Raw genomic sequence first — 18,465 nt, 5'->3', positions numbered from 1 at the left:
AACCCACATTATGCCTATTAGCTTCAGCAAGAAAGAATCCAATTACAAACAAATTATCGAATACAAAACAACTACCGGGTCTGGAATTGTTCCGCTTTTAAAACCCATTCCAATTGGCGGAACTTTGATTTCGCCAGGGCTGGTTGAGATCGGGGCATCAATAGCAGCCTCCTATAAAAAGACTGTTTTTGATGGTTTAAACTTTGGAAAATTAAAGGAAAGCGGTAAAGGTACTGTATTAGCCGTATTGGATACCGGGGTTTTTGATGGCCATCCAGATTTAAAAGGGAAAGTAATTTATAAAACAAATTATAAAGGAGAAACAAAAGCTAATAATCCCAATTGTGATGTAGAGGATAAACACGGGCATGGAACTCATGTAGCAGGTTTGGCAGCTGCTAACAAATCAAAAATCTTTGCCAATTTCAGAGGAGTAGCTCCTGATGCCGAAATCGTTTCTGTAAAAGTGACAGATGGTGATGATTCCACTACAACTTGGGTAAATATTAAACGTGGAATAGAAGTGGTATTACAATATAATGCTAATCCCAACATAAAACCCTATCAAAAAGTATCCTGCATTCTTTTGTGTTTTAATGGGTATGATCAGTTTACAAAATCCACCGGAATTGAGAACCATAAAATAATTCAATTATTTAAGGAATGTTATACATTAAATATTCCTGTAATTGTTTCAGCAGGAAATCATTATCTGGATTTTTGCAGATTGGAAACACCCGGAAGATCTTCATTATTAAGATGGTTAAGACCTTTTAGTAATTATGCGACAATAATTGAAGCATCAGGGTTAGCGTACCCGGCAAATAATAAATATGTAATTAGTGTAGGAGCAATAAGCCGGGATGAAGGTGCTTACCCTCTCAATATTAATAACCTCCCGCCGGAAATTGCATTCAAGAAAAATGACCTGGCTATATTTTCTCAGCGAATGAGAACATTAAAGTCTCGTAATAGAAATATTAATCATGATCCGTTTTTATTATTTGCAAGCGGAGTAAACATGATTTCCTGTGATAATGCTGCACCGGGATCACGACTGCTTGAAAGAAATAACTATTCTACGGGATATGCTGAGGTTTCCGGGAGCAGTCAGGCTGCAGGAATAGTAGCAGGAACTGTTTTATTGTGTATTGAAGCATTAAAACAAAATACAGCAATACCTCAACCGGCATTAACAGTAAAAAACATAATGTCGGCAATAAAGAACGGTGCCGAGGATGCAGATTTTAATGCACAGGGAAGTAGGGTCACAAATTATAGCGCAACTTCTAATGATTATAGTTTTTTTGCTTTGGATATTCCCAATACTTTAACAACGATTGCTCACTTATAAATAATATAAAATGCTTCCATTAAAACCCTTCGTTTGGTTAAACGAAACCGGCACTTATCCAATAATTGAGATCAAAGTGCAATGTACTTCGGGGCAAAATAATTTGATTTTAAGTCAAAGCGGTAGCGGGCAATCAAATGGCTCTTCAGTATTTGTAATTACATTTACTTTATCACCTGGAAATACTGCAAACCCTGGTGGTGGAATTCAAAATGGTGCATTTGATTTTGCAAATGCAACAAATTATTCCGGACAGAAAAAAATAATAATCAGAACTGTTGATCCGCTTGATAATCTTAAAGGGCGTACTACGGTGTTTTTAGCACAAAATCCTGCTCATTTTATAACCTCACCATGTAAGGTGTTTTGTTATTTAAAATTTATTAATAGTGCAGAGGTTAGGCAATATATTTATGTGGATTTTGCGGGGCACCAAAGTATTAATTCACTTTCAACGCCTCCTACAATTAATATTTCAAATTCGCCAAAATACAGTTTAGTATATAACGGAACGAACCTTCAAAATCCGATAAATGAGGATAATTTTCTTTTAAATACAGGAAATAATTATGATCCTTCCACATATGATCAGGTGGAGGTTTCTATCATGTATTCCGGAAGGTTAGAAGGCAAGGGCACCACTACAGATAGTGAGGCAGATGCCTCAGGTGACGATATTTGAAAAAACGCTATTTTTATGCTGAAATACGCACAGTATGTATTACAGCCGGAAATTCAATATCCCCTGTTTTCTTATATTTATTTTTGTAATTAATTCCGGAATTGTTTTCGGTCAAATGCAGGATTTTCACCCTGCTGACACTTCGACCATTAATAAACTCAATACCGCCAGTTTAAATAATTTAACAAAAGATCCTGAATTATCGCGTGCAGATGCTTTAAAAGCAATAAAACTTTCTGAAGAATTAAAATATAAAAAAGGTTTAGGAGATGGTTATACCAGATTGGGTATTTTGGAAAAGAATATTGGTAATTATGATAAGGCTTTGGAATATCATAAAAAAAGTTTGGCATTCAGGCAAGGTGAAGGTGATGTAAAAGCAACAGGAAAAAGTTATTTAAATATTGGAACTGTTTTTAATCAGACAGGTGATTATGATTCCTCCATATTTTATTTACTTAAGGCAGTTCAAATAGCAGAATCCTTAAATGATCAGAAGCAACTTGCCGATAATACTAATAATCTGGCAATAGCATATAAAAGGAACAGAGATTTTCAACTTGCCATAAAATATCATGATCAAAGTTTAAAGATAGCAGAGCAATTAAACGATTCTCTCAAAATAATACGGTCCTATAGTAATTTGGGCGCCACTTTTGTTGAGACTGGCGAATATCGAAAATCGTTGGGCTATTTGCTATACCTTATTAATAAAAGAAATTCAGTACCTCCAGATATTTTGGCCGATGCATATAATAACGCAGGTTTGGCATATCAAAAGGGTTTTGTTGAGAAAATTGATTCTGCTCTTTATTACTTTAAAAATGCCGCCGATATTTATTCGAATTTGGAGTCAACAGATCTTGCAGCCGTGATCGGAAATATCGGTTTGTTATTATTTGAACAGGGAAATATCAAGGAAGGAATATCCAATATGGAAAAAAGTGTTGCCCTTGCCCAAAGTTTTGGAGCAAAGGAATTATTGAAAAATAATTATCAAAGCCTCGCCAATGCATATCAAACAACAGGGCAGTTGGAAAAATCAATTGATGCATTAAATATGTATATCCTTTACAACGATTCAGTTTTTAATGAAAATAAATCTAAAGATATTGCCGAGTTGCAGACAAAATATGAAACTGCAAAAAAAGATAAGGAAATTGTAAAAATGGATATTGAAAATGCAATTCAGTCGAAAAGAATACAACAACAACAATTAATTATTGGTGCAATTGTAGCATTGGTAATTATACTGGGATTGTTCTTTAGCAGACGGCAATTGCGCAAAAAACTTGAATATGAACAATATTTAAATTTGGAAAGGAGTCGCATTAGCAGCGACCTTCATGACGACATAGGTTCTACGCTAAGTAGTATAAGTATGTATAGTGATGTTTTAAATGGAGCTATAAAAAGAAAAGAACTAAATGATGCTGAAAACTACAGCACAGAAATTGCAGAAACTTCAAGAGAACTGTTGGACAAAATGGGTGACTTGGTATGGGCTGTAAATCCTTTAAATGATAGTTTTGACAACCTCTTGATAAGAGTTGAAAATTTTGGATATAAATTACTGGAATCTAAGAATATCGAATTTGTATTTAATGTTGCGGAAAAGGCATCTGAATATGAATTGTCGGTAGAGGGCAGACATAATTTATATATGATCATGAAGGAGGTGATAAATAATGCTGCGAAATATTCTAATGCCAGTAAAGTGGAGGTCAGCATTAGTAATTCTAAAAAAGAACTTCAGATCGTAATTCGGGATAATGGTATCGGCTTTAATGCCTTAAAAAATCATGATGGTAATGGATTAAAAAATATCAGGAGAAGAGCAAAAGCGATAAATGCAGAATTAACTGTAAATTCAGGGGTTGAATTAGGAACTTCAGTAATTATTAAACTAAATAATGATCATTAAGTCGTGAAAATTCCCCTGTATGGGCTATTGATTAAATATTTTAAAGTATCGAATTTTGTTTAAATTTTGAGTATGGAAATCCGCGTATGTATTTTTGATGATAATAAAAAAGTGAGAGATGCACTTAGTGTAATTCTGAAAGGCACTCCCGGTTTTGAATGGGCCGGTGGATTCAGCAATGCGGATAATGTGTTAAAAGATATTGAAAATGTTTCCCCTGATGTAATTTTAATGGATATAGAAATGCCCGGGACTTCGGGCATCGATGCAGTAAAACAAATCCATCCCGCATACCCTGATATTAAGGTTATTATGCAAACAAGTTTCGACGACGACCGAAAAGTATTTTACTCTATTTGTTTTGGTGCTCAGGGGTATATTTTAAAGAACACTGCTCCAGCTCAAATATTGGAGGCAATTAAAGATGTTTATAATGGAGGTGCGCCAATGACCCCAAGTATAGCAAGAAAGGTGATATATCTTTTTCAAACTCATTTTCAGGATAAACATCTTGCTGAAAAGGATTATAAATTGAGTGAACGCGAATTTGATGTTCTTAAATTACTTTCAAAGGGTATGAGTTACCGCAAGATCGGTGAAAATCTCTTTATCTCTTCGGAAACAGTCCATACCCATGTGAAAAATATTTATGAAAAACTTCAGGTAGCTTCAAAAACGGAAGCCGTTGCAAAGGCAATTCAGGAGAAATTAATTTAATTCTTGCCCTTTAATTATTTATAATTTAATTTTTCATTACAGAAAAATGCAAATTCTGAATTCAAGCTTTCTTGTAGTTTTCAACTTTTATAATTATGGTTTTGCAGTGTAATCAACTTTAGCTCTCTAAAATCACCCGACCGGGGTATTGCGCTATAGGGTAGTAGGCGAAGATCTTTGCCCTAAATAAATATCTTATCAAATTATAAATATTGCTTTAAATGATTTGATAGGAATCAAATTAACCCCGTTTAATTTTTTTAAGATGAAAAAGCGCATTATCCTGATTATTTTCCTATTTGGTTTTAGATTTTTGCATGCACAATATGTTTTACTTCCAGATGCATTATTAAATCCATTAGTGCTTGCATTTCCAACCTCTGTTACGAACCCGGGCTCCGTTGTGTTCCATCCAACGGAAGATCTTTATTATACTTCTCGTTGTGGTAATATTTCCTATCCATTGATCACCTTTTCTGCAACAGGCGTTGTGCTTAATAATACTAACACGGCGGTCGACACAAGGGGAATGTGGTGGAACCCAAATACTAATCAACTTGAAAGAAATGCTTTTAATATAATAGGATGGTCTACGATAGATCTTGATGTTAATCATTTTGCAACTAATTTGTTTACAACGTTATTTACAGGAATGCACCAGCCTGATGCTCAATCAGTGGGTAGTTACGATCCGGTAAATAATCAGGTTTTATTTTATTCCGCAGGAACCTTAAAAAGATACAACAGAAATACTGCACTGGAAGTAAGTTCAACTCCACTTACCGGTGTTGCACTTACTAATGTAAATACGAATTCCATTATTTATACCGGAGTTGCAGGTTATGAGATTGGTTTATTGGATTATGTTGCAAAAAAAGTGCTGTTATTTAATGGGTCTACAGGTGTATTTACTGGAAGTTCACAATTACCTGCAACTGCCGTTACTTCATCCACATTTCGTTTTAGTTATGCAAATGATCTTGTCTGGTTGTATAATTTCTCCGATTCAAAGTGGTATAGTTATATAATTTGGGATATAACATTGCCGGTGCACTCATTGCAATTATCAGGATTTCAGGATGAAAATGTAAACATGTTGAATTGGGAAATAGTTGCCGATGAAGAAATACATCACTTCGATATTGAACAAATTAATAATGACGAAAGTATTTCTGTTATCGGAACCGTGGATGGTGATAATTCAACAGATAATTATTATTTTGTTCATACAACTCCGCAAGAGGGATGTAATTATTATCGTGTTACTTCCACCGATATTTATGGTAAACAATTCAGTTCTGATTTGATATGTGTGGAATTTTATAATAAAGCAACAGACTATACTTTATATCCTAATCCTGGTATTAACAACTTATATATAAGCACCTCAGGAATTGCATTAAAATACACCATTTTGAATAATGCAGGTCAGATATTAAGAACTGGAAATATCGACGAAAATGGTGCATTACCGATTGCTTTTCTCACAAATGGTGTATATCTAATTGATATTGAAGGCAAAGTGAGTGTGTTTGTTAAACAATGACAGGGAACATAAATTGATTCAAATGAACTATATTTTTTAACTAATTAATCATTTCACAAATAAATTTAAAACTATGCGTTACATCCATATTAACCCGATTAAATCGGAAGAGGATAAAAAAAGAACCTCTAAACTTCCACGTCTTAAAAAGGAGATTTTAAAAACTATGATCGATGATGAAGTGGAAACCAAAGTGATAACACCTTCCAAAAAGGATGCTACGCTTAAACATTCTATTAAAATTCATGATTTTATGTATAATGCAATCCTAAAAGATATTGTAGACAGTAAAACCCAGATTGCGACACAACTGCATAAATATGAAGGATTTAATACGGATGCAATTGTAGTGAAGGACGAAAATGGTATTAATTTGTACAACAATAAAGCATCTCTGGTTAATGACCTATTTCATATCAAACATATTCGTGAAGATAAATTGCAGGCAATAAAGTTGTATGAATTCCTTGAACACTATATAATAATAAATAAAGAACATCTGCAAAATAAGTTTAAGGTGCTATCGCAAGCTGATCTTATCCAGATGTCAGCCAACGAAATTCTCGATCAAACTGCTAAACTTGCATCACAATTATTGGGTATACTTGATCTTGTAATCCCTGAATTGAGCCCAGTACTAAATTTTGGATCAGAGATTGGAGAAGGCGAAAAAACTGATCAGACTGACAGTTCAAAATGTAAAGACGCTCAACCAAATCCAAAAGGATTGATAACCAATTTCAGCTGGTCGTTGAAACCTCATATCACCTCAATTAAAAATCAAAATAATAGAGGTACTTGCACCGCATTTGGTACCGTTGCTGCTATGGAAACATTTATTTCACGTAAGTTTAATTTAAAAACAAATCTGAGCGAGCAGGATCTGTATAAAAATCAAAAATTTGATTGGAATCCGAATCCATGGGATGATTATTATGGAGATGGATATTTCCCACCAATCAGCATGTTATTTCAAATTGTAAATGGGTATGTATTTCCCTTCGAAAATGCATGGAATTATAATCCTTCACTATCGAGAATTAAGGATGATGTTCAAAGAAAATATACCCATTCCTGCGATAATTATAATGGATTGGCTTGTTCAAATACCAATCACCAGGCACATAAACACTGTTACACGATAACCACAACCGAATTTAAAGAGGTGGTGAACGAAGTATGCGAATTTATTGAGGGAATTCCATTTTTAGGAATATTTGGTGGTTGGGTTTGCGATTTCGTTACAGATATTATTGAAATTGTTGATGAAATAGAAGTGTGTATTTATGAAACGAATGTTCCCGGAACTTCTAGATTTAAACTTACAGATTTTCAATTAATTTGGGACCCAATCTGGAATTCAGAAGTATCTGTAGCTAAATTTTTTCTTAGCCAAAACCAACCTCTGATTTATTGTTTTACGGTTGTTGATAGCTGGAGAACGGGTAATCATAGCAATTCTGATGGGAAGGGATTTATTGTTTTCAACGACGACGAAAAAGCTTCCAAAGATGCAGGGGGCCACTGCGTAGAAATAGTTGGATTTGTAGATAATAAAAATATTCCTGCAAAGCTTAAAATAGCGCCTGGTGCAGGAGGTGGATATTTTATAATAAAAAATTCGCATGGTAAATGTTTTGGAGATATAGGATTCGCCTATGCTCCATATGATTGGGTAGAAAAGTGGGGAACATCAATGGTAGCATTAAAAAATGTCGTAAGGATATAATTTTGCATAAGGCCGGGTAAATATATTATTCGGCCTTATTCTTTAATTCTACAATATAATGATCACTCAGGCAGGACAAAAAACCAATTCCTCGCAGTAATTTATCTGCTATTACAAAACTATCATATATAGTTGGATGTTTTTTAATAAATGATTCAAAATAGGAGGGGGGAATAAATATTCCTACCGGATACTTTCCTTTTGGAACAAAAAATTGATTAAATAGTTGTATTATTTTATTTGATGAATAATACCATATCTCTACCTCCGCACCTTTATTAAGTGCCGCAATAATTGATTTTTTTGATCTCCTCCTAAATACACTTTTCCATTTTCCCTTAAAAAGAAAATACAAGGATTCCATTAAACAAAATCTTCCCATCACAACAAATATCATCTCCCCGCCAGGTTTTAACAGATCACGTAATTCCAAAGATAAATTTTTTAATGCTTCCGGCGATATACAATTTAATCCACCGAAATTGGAAAAAATGAGATCGTATTTTTCTTCCTTATCCCCTGGGAATTGATCATTTAAATTCCATAAAATGGTTTTACAATTTGATTGAAGGTCGTTTTGATCAATTTTTGCTTTCGTGATTCTCAACATGGCCTCGGATGCATCTGTGGCAGTAACCCGATTATTTTGAGCAAGATGAATGGCATCCACACCAGTGCCGCAATTGAGTTCCAGAATGTTTTTATTTATTAGATTTTTTTTGCGAAGATATTTCCAAACAATATCGCGCTGTGCTTTTCCGATCCGTGTATTCGAAAAAGTTTCGTCATACAAATCAGCAACAGGATCAAATGAATTATCCATATATTGATTTAATTCTGATTACTCCACATCCCAACTTGTACCTTCCTTGCCGTCTTTCAATTGTATTCCCGCGGCTTTTAATCCGTCGCGAATTTTATCGGAAGTTGCAAAATCCTTTTTGCCTCGTGCATCTTTTCTGATATCAATAACTAGATCCATTACACCATTAAGCGCTCCATTATTATTTTCTTTTTCTTCCTGTAATCCGAAAATATCAAAAAGAAAATTGTGCAACAGATCTTTTAATCGTTCTAAAGTTTCAGGTTTGATATTTGCTTTTTTATTTTGAAGATCGTTCCAGGTATTTATTAAAGTGGCAGCTTCATTTAATTCGGCAATTGCTTGGGGTGAATTAAAATCATTATTCATTGCAGTATAAGTACCCACCAATATTTTATTTACATTGGTTTCCTCATTATTATTTAATGTATCAGAAACACTTATTTCATTTAATAAGTGCACAGCATTCATCATGCGTTTTAATCCTTTTTCAGCTGCCTTTAATGCCTCATTACTAAAATCCAATGTGCTTCTATAATGTGCCTGCAACATGGAATATCGCACTGTCATAGGGCTGTAACCCTGATCCAGCAAGGGGTGAGTCCCTTCAAATAATTCAATTGGTAAAAATGCATTGCCTAAACTTTTGCTCATTTTTTGTCCGTTCACGGTTAACATATTCGGATGTAACCAATATTTCACCGGATCAGTATCGTTGCACGCAACACATTGTGCAATCTCGTTTGTATGATGTGTAGGGATGAGATCCATTCCACCGCAGTGAATATCAAATTGTTTCCCCAAATATTTTTCGCTCATTGCTGAACATTCAATATGCCAACCCGGATAAACATCTCCCCAAGGCGATGGCCAACGCATGATATGTTCCGGTTTTGCTTTTATCATCAATGCAAAATCCAATCTTCCTTTTTTCGATTGCTGACCACCAAGTTCTCTCGTATTTTCCAGTTGGTCATCTAAATTTCTTCCGCTTAAAATTGTATAATTATGATTTTGTGCATATTTATCTACATCAAAATAAATGGCTTCGGCAGTTTCATATGCATATCCCTTCTCCATTATTTTTTTTGTCATTTCTATCTGCTCAATTATATGCCCGGTTGCAGTTGGTTCTATACTCGGAGGTAAACAATTTAATGTTTCCATTATCTGATGAAATTTTACAGAATATTTCTGCACAATTTCCATCGGTTCCACTTGTTCAAGCTTTGCTTGTTTTCCTATTCTATCTCCGGTTTCCCCACTTGTGCTTTCCACGTGCCCTGCATCAGTTATATTTCTTAAATACCTCACCTTATATCCCAAATGCAACAAATACCGGAACATAAGATCGTAAGAAACAAAACTCCTGCAATTTCCAAGGTGTGGTTCACTATAAACTGTAGGTCCGCAGGCATACATACCCACAAACGGCGGATTTAGCGGTTCAAAAATCTCTTTCTGCCTCGATAATGTATTGTAAACCAATAAAGTATTCTGATGGTATAACACCTTTTCCATGCAGCAAAGTTAACATGTAATGGCAAATCGTGAGTCGTGAATCGTGAATCGTGAGTCCGAGGGTTTGTCAAGAGTCAATAGTCAGGAGTAAAAAGCATCCGGCAATCGAGGATCAATCTCACCACTCACCACTCACCACTTTCCGTCAATAGTCATTAGTCAGGTGTAAACACATCCGGCTACCGAGGATCAAACTCACTACTCACCACTCACCACTTTCCGTCATAGTCATTAGTCAGGAGTAAATACATCCGGCTTTAGAGGATCAAACTCATTACTCATAACTCATTACTCATTTCGTGAAGCGTGAATCGTGGAGGTTTGTCAAGAGTCAATATTTATTAGTCAGGTGTAAACACATCCGGCTACCGAGGATCAATCTCACCACTCACTACTCACCACTTTCCGTCAATAGTCATTAGTCAGGAGTAAATACACCCGGCTGTCGAGGATCAACCTCATTACTCATTACTCATTCACCACAAACGTAGTTACACAAGGATAATGATCACTCGATCTTTCTTTTATTCGTCTAAAATCAACAATTTCAAATTTATCTTCATCAAACAATTGATAGTCGATCCGGATAAAGGGAAACGGGGCATAGGTTGCACCGATGCCAAATCCTTTTTGCAAAAAGGCATCCTGTAAATCCTCACTCATTTTGCGATAGGTATATGATACAGGAGTATCATTAAAATCACCGCAGGATATAATTGGGTGTGGTGATTTTTTTAAATAAATAGATACGCTGTCAGCTTCCTGCGCGCGTAATGCATAACTCATTTTTAATTTATTTGTTATCCTGTCGGCGTCAAAATCGGTTTGTGCGTCGTTGCTCGCTTCAATAAAATCGAGATCGTAATGGCTTAATTGTGTTGACTGTAAATGAGAACAAAAAACACGAATCGTATCATTTTCTATTAATAGATCGGCATAAATAGTTGAATTTAATCTGCTTAATGATAGATATTCGAGGTGTCCGGAATTAATTACCGGAAATCTCGAAAGTATGATCAACCCAAAACTTCTTGTCGATTTGGAATTTTCGTATGCTTTATAGTAATACTGATGTTTTAATCCGGTTGCTGCTACAACCATATCAAGATTGCTTTTTTCCGTTGGATGATTATGGTAGGTATTAAATTCTTCCAAACAAATAATATCTGCTTTTGCTTCTGCAATATTGGAAATTATTTCTTCTCGGTTAAGGTATTTGCCATCTTTATTGTATGCATCAAATCCCTGAACATTGTATTGTAAAATGGTATATGTTTTTTTCCCTTCTGTATCTGTTTTTTTGATTGAGCCAATTGCCAAATAACTCCTATGCGCATTAAACCCTAATAATAAAAATACCAGCAAAACATAAAATACTTTTTTACGGATAAAAAACCAGATCACCATAAAAAAAAGGTATACTAGCAAAACGGGAATATATCCTAATCCGATAAAAGCTACCGGCCAAAAACTTTCCGGACTGATATACATTGCCATATAGGCTCCTATCAGTAGAATTAAATTGAGGATAGTAAATATCAATATTAATTTATGCCACCACTTCATTTCTTATTGCTTACTTTAAATAAAAAATCTTTTTCCGCTTTACTCAAACTATCATATCCACCTGCTTTAATTTTATCCAGAATGGCATCTGTTTTAACCTGCTCTTCAATGTCTTTTTCATCTCTGCCCATAGAAGTTTTTTTAGGAGCAGGATTTCGATTTACATATACAACTTTAGGTTTCTTTTTTTCAAATAAACGCACAATAAAATTTTCAAACTTCGGCCACCATTCAAACCAGGGTCGACCGCTTTGATAAGACCTTATAAATAAATATCCCGTAAGTGCTCCTCCCAGATGGGCTATATGTCCACCTAAATTATATTCAGAAGGAATGCTTAACAGATCGATTACCACAACCAATAAAGCTATGTATTTCAATTTTACAGGACCGATAAAAATAATATTCACACTGTAATTTGGCACCAGTGTGGCAGCAGCCAAAACTATTGCCATAACGCCTGCGGAAGCTCCAACCATTGGAATACCAACAAGATCCCTTACCGAGGGTGCAAGATTATATGTTGCTATCGACACGAATGTCCCAACAAGACCACCGGTTAAAAATAATGGCCAGGAATTTTTCTGTGAAATAAAATCAACAAATATTCTTCCGAAAAAGAAGAGATATAACATGTTGCTGAGTATATGAAATATATCTTCAGGGTCATGCATTAACATTGCAGTAAAAATTGTCCAGGGTCTTGTGATCAAAACATTGAGATCGGTACTTACCCAAAACCATTTACTTAAAAATAAAACGTATTCCTCCTTAAATCCTCCAAAATAGGCAATCAGAAAAACAACGGATTGTGCTGCAAATATCAATACATTCACCAGCAATATTTTCATTATTGCGTTTCCATGCATGAATTGATGTTTAATGTCGTCGCGGATATTCATTAATAAAAACGTCGTTTATTTCTCCCCCAATATTTTATCAATATAAATCCAAATAATGCCCCGCCAAGATGCGCAAAGTGTGCTACGTTATCAGTAGGACTATTTACGAAACCAAAATAAACCTCCACCGCAATTAAAATAATAACGAGGTATTTTGCTTTTATCGGAAATAACAAATAAACATAAAGCAGTGTATTTGGAAATAACATACCGTAAGCTATGAGGATGCCATACACAGCTCCGGAAGCCCCGACCGTTGGGGCAAAACACGACGCTATTTTTGCAAGTTGGGCTTGCGAATAATTTCCGGATATCATATCGCTACCTATACTAACATCCGGATTTAATGTACCTACTGCATTATAAAGTTGATATCCATTTACACCCATATGTAATAATGCTGCTCCAAATCCTGTAATTAAAAAGAAGGTTAAAAACCTTTTGGGGCCCCAAACATTTTCTAATACAGATCCGAACATCCACAATGCAAACATATTAAAGAAAATATGCCCTAAATTGGCGTGTGTGAACATATGTGTCACGATCTGATAAGGCTGAAAATCCGGTGAAGTGGGAAAATACATAGCAAGTTTTCCAAGCAGATCCGGAAATACAAGAGTAGCTAAAAATATCAATCCATTCAGGATCAATAAATTTTTTATTACTGGAGGTAAATAATTAAAACGCGTAAACATCTATTTTTTAATTGTTTTTCTGAAATTGTTTAGCTAATTCGTCAAGCGAAAAAGTGGTAAATGTTAAGGTCCCGAATGGGGAAACAAAAGGTGTTGAACACGCAAATAACTGATCGGTCAAATGACGCATTCCGCGCTCATCCAGTTTTTGTCCGCGTTTAATGGAATTTGATCTTGCAAGCGATTTTGCAATGCCTTCGTGTTTGTGCAATTTTAATGCAGCCTTGTCTTCCTTAAATTGTTCAATAAGATCTTCTATCACCTTTTGTTCGTTCCCATTTTCAAATTCCACCGGTACTCCATGTATTACAAATGTTTCTTTGCCAAATGGTTGAATATCAAAACCTAAATTATTGATATCCTGCAATAAGGCAAGTAAAATTGCAGCATCTCCACCGGATAATGTTAAACTCTGCGGAAATAACTGCTGCTGTGTATGATGTTTTTTATTGTGCAACTGCGTTAAATATTTTTCATACAAAACCCGTTCGTGTGCAGCCTGCTGATCGATCACAATAAATCCCGATTTTATTTGTGCAACTATATATTGATTATGGATCTGAAATGAAGGTGTTGTTTCTGTATTATATCCAAATATCTTTTCCTCATTTCCACCGGCTTTTTCTGTTTCCTTATTTTCAACTGCAGTTAATTCCCGATCAAATTCTTTAGGTTGAAAATCCGGAAAATTAGATTTCTCAAAAACAGGATTTTCATTCATCCTGCTTTCATAAGTCTTAAAAGATGTATTTTTTGAAACAGTATCCTGCGGTTGTTTTTTATAAAAACTGGGAAGATTTGCAAAAGTTGGATCCAAACTAAAATCCAAAGTTGGTGTAACACTATATTGTGCCAATGCATGACGCACACCTGCCTGAATAAAGGTGTAAATTATTCGTTCGTCCTCAAATTTGATCTCCTGTTTTGTAGGATGCACATTCACATCGATACGAGACGGATCTATATCTATATAAATTGTATACAAAGGATAATTTCCCTCCGCAATCAAATCATTATATACACTCATAACTGCATGGTGTAAATAGGGACTCCTGATATATCGGTTATTTACAAAAAAGAATTGTTCTCCCTTGGTTTTTTTTGCAGAATCCGGTTTTCCGATAAATCCCCGAATATTTGCCACCGAGGTATTTTCTTCTATCGGAACTAATTTTTCGTTATAATTACTTCCGAATAAATGAATTACACGCTGGCGATAATTTCCCGGTTTTAAGTGAAATAATTCTATTCCATTGTTCTGCAAACTGAAAAATATACCGGGATGTGCCAAAACAACCCGTTCAAACTCGTCGATAATATGTTTTAACTCAACAGTATTCGATTTTAGGAAATTTCTCCTCGCCGGAACATTATAAAACAAGTTTTTTACCGAAATATTGCTTCCCGGGGCGCATTGCACCTGTTCCTGACTAATGATATCAGACCCCTCTATCACAATTCTGTTACCAATTTCTTCCTGAGGCAACCTGGTTTTGAGTTCAACCTGTGCAATTGCTGCTATACTTGCCATAGCTTCCCCCCTAAAACCTTTGGTTCTTATCTTAAAAATGTCTTCCGCAGTTCTTATTTTGGAGGTAGCATGTCGCTCAAAACACATTCTGGCATCTGTTACACTCATTCCACAGCCATTGTCGATCACCTGAATAAGCGTTTTGCCGGCATCCTTAATCATCAGCCTGATCTCCGTAGCACCTGCATCAACGGCGTTTTCGAGCAATTCCTTCACAGCCGAAGCCGGTCGCTGAATTACTTCTCCAGCAGCTATCTGATTTGCAATCGAATCCGGTAATAAATGAATTATATCTGCCATGTATGCCTCAACCTCTCTAGACTAAATAATTTCTGCAAAGTTGTATCAAAAAAAACAAGTTCATCGTTTCTTTGCAAATAAAGATAATTCCTTTGAACTATTGTCTTAAATTTAGTGATGATAACAACAGTTTATGTGTAAATACTCTGTGTTGGCATAAAGTTCGAATTACTTTTGCAAAATAGTTTAAGGTCATCGTAAAAAACAAAACATTTGTATCCAAGATTTTTATTCATATTTTTATTTACTGTCGGTTTTGCATCGGCATCTTTCCGTGTACAATCGCCTGAAATTGACACAGATAAGAAACTCGCGTACTACGACCAAAATTATCCTTGGGTTGATTCCCTCATGCAGGTTATGACTCTGGATCAAAAAATTGGGCAGCTTTTTATGGTTGCCGCCTATTCCAATAAAGATGCTGCCCATGTGAAAGAAATTGAAACGCTGATCAAAAAATATCAGATCGGGGGTCTCATTTTTATGCAAGGTGGGCCTATGCGACAGGTAAAACTGACCAATAACTACCAAAGTATGTCCAAAATTCCGCTCATGTTAGCCATGGATGCTGAATGGGGACCTGCGATGCGACTCGATTCTGTTATTTCCTTCCAGCGCCAGCTCACCTGGGGAGCAATGAGCGATGATTCTACTGTTTATGAGGTGGGAGAACTCATTGCGCAACAACTTAAAAGATTGGGTGTGCATTGCAATTTTGCTCCGGTTATTGATGTTAATAATAATCCTCAAAATCCTGTAATTGGTGATCGTTCTTTTGGGGAGAATAAATATAATGTCGCTTTAAAGGGATTGATGTACATGAATGCCATGCAGGATAATAATATTCTTGCCTGCGGAAAGCATTTTCCGGGACATGGAGACGTATCTACTGATAGTCATGTTACGTTGCCAATTATTAATCATTCCTATGCGCATCTCGACACCTTAGAATTATTTCCATTTAAAATTTTAATGAACGAAGGATTAGGTTCTATCATGCTGGCGCATTTATATATTCCTTCTTTGGATAGTGTAAATAATCATGCATCGTCCATATCCAAAAAAATTGGAACGGATCTTTTAAGAGATACACTCGGTTTTCGCGGATTGGTTTTCAGCGATGCATTAAATATGAAAGGGGTTAGTGCATATTATGAAACAGGTGAACTGGAAGTAAAAGCGTTTTTAGCCGGAAACGATTTTTTATTGTTTAGTGAAAATGTTCCGCTTGCTTATGAATCTATAAAAAAGGCAATAGAAATTGGAACAATTACAGAGGAAAGGCTGGATGAAAGTGTGCGTAGAATTTTAAAGGCGAAAGCATTCGTTGGATTAAATAAATATAAGCCTGTAAAATTACAAAATGTAACATTCGATCTTAATTCCGATAAAGCAACATTAATAAAAAGAAAAATCACAGAAAACAGTATAACACTTGCAAACGGAATCGATAGTCTAATTCCATTTAAAAAAATTGACACTATTTTCATCGCTTCCTTAAGTGTAGGAAATGGAAAAAAATCCACCTTTCAGGAATACCTCGGAAAATATATCAAAATTGATAATTATCAGATCAGTAAAGATGCAGATCCTGCCACTTTTATTCAGATGTATGAAAAACTAAAAAACTATGAAGTGGTAGTTGTTGGAGTGCATGATATGAAACGTGCACGAACAAGTGAATATGGAATTACTGCAAATACAGAAAATCTGATATGGAAACTTTCTCTTGTTACTAAAACTGCAACAGTAGTTTTCGGAACTCCCTATTCTCTTGAAAAATTTGAAACAGCACAATATCATATTGTTGCATATGACGATGATGCGTATACCCAACAAGCAACTGCCATGGCGATGTTCGGGGCAATTCCATTCGATGGAAAATTGCCTGTAGGTTCCGGAATATTTTTAGCGAACGATGGCGTGCAAACAGGTTCTTTAAACAGATTAAAATACACCATACCGCAGGAGGTGGGAATGGATGTTTATTATTTAAATAAAATTGATTCCATTGCAAAGGCTTGTATTGCAGTACAGGCTGCCCCGGGTTGCCAGGTATTGGTTGCAAAAAATGGAAAAGTAATTTGGGATAAAGCATACGGATATTATAAATACGATAAAAAAACTCCTGTTGAACTCAGCAGTATTTACGATCTTGCTTCCGTTACAAAAACAACGGCAACTGTTTCTATGTTGATGAAATTATACAGTGATAGTTTGCTCGATCTTTCTAAAACAGTTGTCGATTATTTACCGGAAACCAAGGGTACAGAAATTGCGAATTTAAAATTGAGTGATATTCTCACACATCAATCAGGTTTGGTTGCATGGATCCCCTTTTACAAAAAAACATTAAAGGAGGATGGAACAATTGATCCCGCCTATTACAACCAGTCGAAAATAAAAGGTTTCACAACTTTGGTTGCTGATGGATTATATATGCGCGATGATTATAAGGATACCGTTTGGAGTTTAATTCAGAACAAACCCTTAAAGGAAAAAAATAATTATGTATACAGTGATCTCGGATTATATATTTCAAAACGTATAGCGGAAAAAATTGCGGGAGTGCCTTTGGATAAATTTGTTAATTCTATGTTTTATGCTCCTCTCGGAATGCAGACAACCTGTTTTAATCCATTAAATAATTTTGATAAATCGCAAATAGTTCCAACAGAAAATGATAATTATTTTCGTTACCAAACTGTACAAGGTTATGTACACGATATGGGTGCTGCAATGATGGGCGGAGTGGAAGGCCACGCCGGATTATTTTCCAATGCCGAAGACCTCGCAATTTTGTATCAGATGTTGTTAAATGGAGGAAATTATGGAGGTCAACAATATTTACCCGAACAAACAATTAACGCCTGGACAAAAAAACAAAGCAGCATCTCTCGCCGCGGAATGGGTTTCGATAAACCGGATCTTATTAATACCTCTCCTTGCAGCCAGTATGCTTCCGCCCAAACTTTTGGGCATCAAGGATTTACCGGAATTTGTGTTTGGGCCGACCCTAAATACGATCTTTTATATATTTTTCTTTCAAACCGCGTACAACCAACTGCTGATCCCAATAAATTGAGTTCAGAAGGCACCAGAAATAAGATCATGGATGTGATCTATGAAAGTTTTTTGAGTAAGAATGTTGTTGGTGGTGCAGCAAGTGATTAAA

13 protein-coding genes are annotated in these 18,465 nt (G+C 35.4%); 7 read left to right on the top strand and 6 right to left on the bottom strand.

The genetic code is table 11. The features are described from left to right. Positions 1-10: 10 nt before the first annotated feature. The 6 genes from IPI31_02305 to IPI31_02280 all read left to right on the top strand — a co-directional run bounded on the left by IPI31_02305 (position 11) and on the right by IPI31_02280 (position 7,952). Complete coding sequence (locus tag IPI31_02305) at positions 11-1,354, top strand: S8 family serine peptidase (GenBank protein ID MBK7566634.1); 1,344 nt, start codon at positions 11-13, stop codon at positions 1,352-1,354. A 10-nt stretch (positions 1,355-1,364) separates the two neighbouring features. Then, positions 1,365-2,036, top strand: a complete 672-nt coding sequence (locus IPI31_02300) for a hypothetical protein (GenBank protein ID MBK7566633.1) — start codon at positions 1,365-1,367, stop codon at positions 2,034-2,036. A 115-nt stretch (positions 2,037-2,151) separates the two neighbouring features. Next, entirely contained in the window at positions 2,152-3,960 is a 1,809-nt protein-coding gene (locus IPI31_02295) for a tetratricopeptide repeat protein (GenBank protein ID MBK7566632.1), read from the top strand. A gap of 72 nt (positions 3,961-4,032) precedes the next feature. Next, positions 4,033-4,677 carry a response regulator transcription factor gene (locus IPI31_02290; GenBank protein ID MBK7566631.1) on the top strand — a complete coding sequence of 215 codons (645 nt, stop codon included), beginning with the start codon at positions 4,033-4,035 and terminating at the stop codon, positions 4,675-4,677. A gap of 265 nt (positions 4,678-4,942) precedes the next feature. Further along, positions 4,943-6,223: a T9SS type A sorting domain-containing protein gene (locus IPI31_02285; GenBank protein MBK7566630.1), complete on the top strand. Its 1,281-nt coding sequence runs from the start codon at positions 4,943-4,945 to the stop codon at positions 6,221-6,223. Positions 6,224-6,296: 73 nt separating this feature from the next. Next, complete coding sequence (locus IPI31_02280) at positions 6,297-7,952, top strand: C1 family peptidase (protein MBK7566629.1); 1,656 nt, start codon at positions 6,297-6,299, stop codon at positions 7,950-7,952. A 25-nt stretch (positions 7,953-7,977) separates the two neighbouring features. Here the strand turns inward: IPI31_02280 and IPI31_02275 are convergent, their stop codons facing one another. The 6 genes from IPI31_02275 to mutL form a co-directional block, all read right to left on the bottom strand. Beyond that, a complete protein-coding gene (locus IPI31_02275; protein ID MBK7566628.1) occupies positions 7,978-8,775 on the bottom strand; it encodes a class I SAM-dependent methyltransferase in 798 nt (265 codons plus the stop codon). An 18-nt stretch (positions 8,776-8,793) separates the two neighbouring features. Further along, positions 8,794-10,296 carry a cysteine--tRNA ligase gene (locus tag IPI31_02270; GenBank protein ID MBK7566627.1) on the bottom strand — a complete coding sequence of 501 codons (1,503 nt, stop codon included), beginning with the start codon at positions 10,294-10,296 and terminating at the stop codon, positions 8,794-8,796. 468 nt (positions 10,297-10,764) lie between these two features. Beyond that, on the bottom strand, positions 10,765-11,862 hold the full coding sequence (locus IPI31_02265; protein MBK7566626.1) for an endonuclease/exonuclease/phosphatase family protein: 1,098 nt from the start codon (positions 11,860-11,862) through the stop codon (positions 10,765-10,767). Next, positions 11,859-12,764 carry a rhomboid family intramembrane serine protease gene (locus IPI31_02260; GenBank protein ID MBK7566625.1) on the bottom strand — a complete coding sequence of 302 codons (906 nt, stop codon included), beginning with the start codon at positions 12,762-12,764 and terminating at the stop codon, positions 11,859-11,861. The genes IPI31_02265 and IPI31_02260 overlap by 4 nt, the downstream gene beginning before the upstream one ends. Continuing rightward, on the bottom strand, positions 12,764-13,459 hold the full coding sequence (locus IPI31_02255; GenBank protein MBK7566624.1) for a rhomboid family intramembrane serine protease: 696 nt from the start codon (positions 13,457-13,459) through the stop codon (positions 12,764-12,766). Before IPI31_02255 ends, IPI31_02260 begins: the two co-directional genes overlap by 1 nt. 7 nt (positions 13,460-13,466) lie before the next feature. Continuing rightward, positions 13,467-15,290, bottom strand: a complete 1,824-nt coding sequence (gene mutL, locus IPI31_02250) for a DNA mismatch repair endonuclease MutL (GenBank protein ID MBK7566623.1) — start codon at positions 15,288-15,290, stop codon at positions 13,467-13,469. Between the two features lie 213 nt (positions 15,291-15,503). On the opposite strand from mutL, the gene IPI31_02245 reads away from it, so the two are divergent. Next, entirely contained in the window at positions 15,504-18,464 is a 2,961-nt protein-coding gene (locus tag IPI31_02245) for a serine hydrolase (protein ID MBK7566622.1), read from the top strand. Position 18,465 lies beyond the last annotated feature (1 nt).

It is taken from the genome of Bacteroidota bacterium (assembly GCA_016706865.1).
Classification (GTDB): Bacteria; Bacteroidota; Bacteroidia; order Chitinophagales; family BACL12; genus UBA7236.
This window is presented reverse-complemented; position numbering and strand designations above follow the sequence as displayed.